This is a genomic window from Mesorhizobium sp. M4A.F.Ca.ET.022.05.2.1 (assembly GCF_003998845.1).
Lineage (GTDB): Bacteria > Pseudomonadota > Alphaproteobacteria > Rhizobiales > Rhizobiaceae > Mesorhizobium.
The window spans coordinates 1-3,331 of sequence record NZ_RZOJ01000538.1 but is presented as its reverse complement, the minus strand read 5'-3'; the positions used below and the strand labels follow the sequence as shown (position 1 = coordinate 3,331).

General features: G+C 64.6%; 3 protein-coding genes. 1 reads left to right on the top strand and 2 read right to left on the bottom strand.

The annotated features are described in order from the left end of the window. A partial coding sequence (locus tag EN745_RS32245) for a pilus assembly protein N-terminal domain-containing protein (RefSeq protein WP_127423117.1) occupies positions 1 to 547 on the bottom strand: 547 nt, incomplete at its 3' end. Between the two features lie 27 nt (positions 548 to 574). Further along, the gene (gene cpaB / locus EN745_RS32240; protein WP_245487891.1) at positions 575 to 1,507 is read right to left on the bottom strand and encodes a Flp pilus assembly protein CpaB; all 933 of its coding nucleotides are present in this window, start codon (positions 1,505 to 1,507) and stop codon (positions 575 to 577) included. Positions 1,508 to 1,739: 232 nt separating this feature from the next. Here cpaB and EN745_RS32235 point away from each other — a divergent pair. Beyond that, positions 1,740 to 3,331: DNA topoisomerase IV subunit B (locus tag EN745_RS32235; RefSeq protein WP_145992257.1), on the top strand; the 1,592-nt coding region annotated here is incomplete at its 3' end.

Genomic DNA, 3,331 nt, shown 5'->3' with positions numbered 1-3,331 from the left:
TGTTGACGGAGTTGATCACTTCCTCGTTGCCGGAAAAACGGGTGGCGATCTTGTTCGCCTTTTCGGCCGCGACCGCATCGTCCGCTTCGCCCGACAGCACCACGCGGCCATTGGCCGAGCCGACGTTGATCTTGGCATCCGGCACGCTGGCGCGAATGGTGTTCGCCAGTTGCTCGGTGTCGAGCGTCACCTCGATGTCGATCGTGCCGACCAGTTGCTTGTTCTCATTGAACAGCGCGATGCCGGTGGTGCCGAGATTGTTGCCCAGCACATAGAAGGACTTGTCGGTCAGCGGATTGACGTTGGCGATCTCCGGATCGCCGATGACGATCTGGTAGAAGGCCGCGCTCGTCATGATCGTCCGCGGCTTTCCCTTGGCCACCTTGATCGATGCGTTCTTGGTCGCCGAGACATAGACGATGTCATTGCCGGCCCGCGCCTGCCCGCTGAGGACAAGCATGCCGACCCCGGCCAGTGAAACCGCCACGGCAAACACGCCCGCGAGGCGCCGCCCCCGCTTCACGCTATGTATGTTCAGCCCAAACATTGTCCTGTCCCCGCCGGTCCCCACCGGCTATTGCTGCTGCTGGCCCGGCGATGGCACCTTGTATTCCTCGGCCTTCGTGCCGCGCGTCACGATGATTGTCTTGAACTGCGGCTTCTCCGGCTCCTTCGCCACCGCCTCGAACAGCGCGCCGGCAGCCGCCCCCGCGTTTGCCGCCACCGAGCCGCCGAAGGATGAGATCGTGGTGAGGCCGTCCTTGCCGGCGCTGCTGTCGCTGGCGGAGCGGAGCGACAGTGACAGCGTGCCGACGGTGCGGGCCAGCGCCACCTGCTTCGCGCCCTCGGTCGTCACCTCGAGTGTCACCGAATTGGCAACCTGCGGCTCGGTCTGGCGCTCGTCGGCGCCCTGGCCGACGGACAGGACCTTGGCATCGGCCACCACGATTTCGGAGGTGATCGTCGAGCCGGATGCGCCCTGCGCATTCTTGGCGACTTCCTGGATATCGCCGGCATCGCGCGTCAGCACGACATCGACGCGGTCGCCCGGCGTGACGAAGCCGCCGACGCCGGCGATCTCATCGGTGCGGATGGTCACCGCCCGCATTCCGGGCGACAGCATGTTGGAAAGTGTCGCGCGGCCGTTCGGCCCCGACAGCTTGGTGAGCAGCACCGGCTCGTTGATCTCGATCGGCGACAGCACCACGCGACTGCCTTGCTTCAGCAGTTCGTCGACCGAGGTGAACGCGCCCTGCGGCAGGGAATCCTGCGGCCACGGGATTTCATTGAGCTGCGCCTTGTCGAGCTGCATGCCGTAGCGCAGCGGCGCATTGGCCACGACAATGGTCTTGAACTCGACCTTGGGTTCGGCAGGCATCGCGATCGAAGCCGTTTTCTCTTCGGAATCGGCTTTCGCCTGGCTCTTGACCCAGAAATCCGCGGCAAAGATCGAGATCGCGCCGAAGACGGCGGCGATGCCGATCATTGTTATGGCCTTGCCCCTCACGCGAAACCCCTGACGCCCGTGGTCTTTTATTCGTTGGGACTCACGCTAGGGGTTATTGTTAAAGAATCAGGTATCCGAACCCGTTGGATTCGACCTATTTCCGCCAGCTTGGTTATCGAAAGGTTTTGGAGTAAGAGGAGCCGAATTCCCCGAACGGAACAGGAACCTCGTTCGCCCGTCAAAAGCGTGGCAGTATCGAAGAGTGATTCGCAGTACCGGACTAATGGCCAGCATGGACGACAGCAACGACCTTTTCGGCAACCTGGAAAAGCAGCCGCAACCGGTTCGCGCCACCACGCGCCCGGCCGATCCGCTGGTGCAGGCGGCGGCCAAGCGCCCGGCCGCCTCGCGCGACGGCAGCGAAGGCTACAGCGCGGCCGACATCGAGGTGCTGGAGGGCCTGGAGCCGGTGCGGCGTCGGCCCGGCATGTATATCGGCGGCACCGACGACAAGGCGATGCACCATCTCTTCGCCGAGGTCATCGACAATTCGATGGACGAGGCGGTCGCCGGCCATGCCACCTTCATCGATGTCGAGCTGTCGGCCGACGGCTTCCTGACCGTCACCGACAACGGACGCGGCATCCCGGTCGATCCGCATCCGAAATTCAAGAAGCCGGCACTCGAAGTCATCATGACGACGCTGCATTCGGGCGGCAAATTCGACAGCAAGGTCTATGAGACCTCCGGCGGCCTGCACGGCGTGGGCGTCTCCGTCGTCAACGCGCTGTCCGACCATCTCGAGGTCGAAGTCGCGCGGGGTCGTCAGCTCTACCGCCAGCGCTTCTCGCGCGGTATCCCGGTGAGCGGTCTTGAGCATCTTGGTGAGGTCCATAACCGCCGCGGCACCAGGACCCGCTTCCACCCCGACGAGCAGATCTTCGGCAAGGGCGCGGCTTTCGAACCGGCGCGCCTCTACCGCATGACCCGCTCGAAAGCCTATTTGTTCGGCGGCGTCGAAATACGCTGGACCTGCGATCCGTCGCTGATCAAGGAGAAGGACCAGACGCCGGCCAAGGCCGAGTTCCATTTCCCGGGCGGCCTGAAGGACTATCTCAAGGCCACGCTCGGCGACGAATTCCAGGTCACGCGCGAGGTCTTCGCGGGAAAAAGCGACAAGCAGGGCGGCCACGGATCGCTGGAATGGGCGGTGACCTGGTTCGGCGGCGACGGCTTCCTCAATTCCTACTGCAACACCATCCCGACCGCCGAAGGCGGCACGCATGAGGCCGGCTTCCGCAACGTGCTGACGCGCGGGCTGCGTGCCTATGCCGATCTCATCGGCAACAAGCGCGCCTCGGTCATCACCTCGGAAGACGTCATGATCTCGGCCGCCGGCATGCTCTCGGTGTTCATCCGCGAGCCGGAATTCGTCGGCCAGACCAAGGACAGGCTGGCGACGATCGAGGCGATGCGCATCGTCGAAAACGCCATCCGCGATCCGTTTGACCACTGGCTGGCCGACAATCCGCAGGAGGGCTCCAAGCTTCTCGACTGGGTGATTGCGCGCGCCGACGAGCGCGTGCGCCGGCGCCAGGAAAAGGAAGTGTCGCGCAAGAGCGCGGTGCGCAAGCTGCGCCTGCCGGGCAAGCTCGCGGACTGCACGCAGAACGCCGCCGCCGGTGCCGAACTGTTCATCGTCGAAGGCGATTCCGCCGGCGGCTCGGCCAAGCAGGCGCGCGACCGCGCCAGCCAGGCGGTGCTGCCGCTGCGCGGCAAGATCCTCAACGTCGCCAGCGCCGGCAACGACAAGCTCGCCGCCAACCAGCAGATCTCCGACCTTGTCCAGGCGCTCGGCTGCGGCACGCGCTCGAAATACCGCGA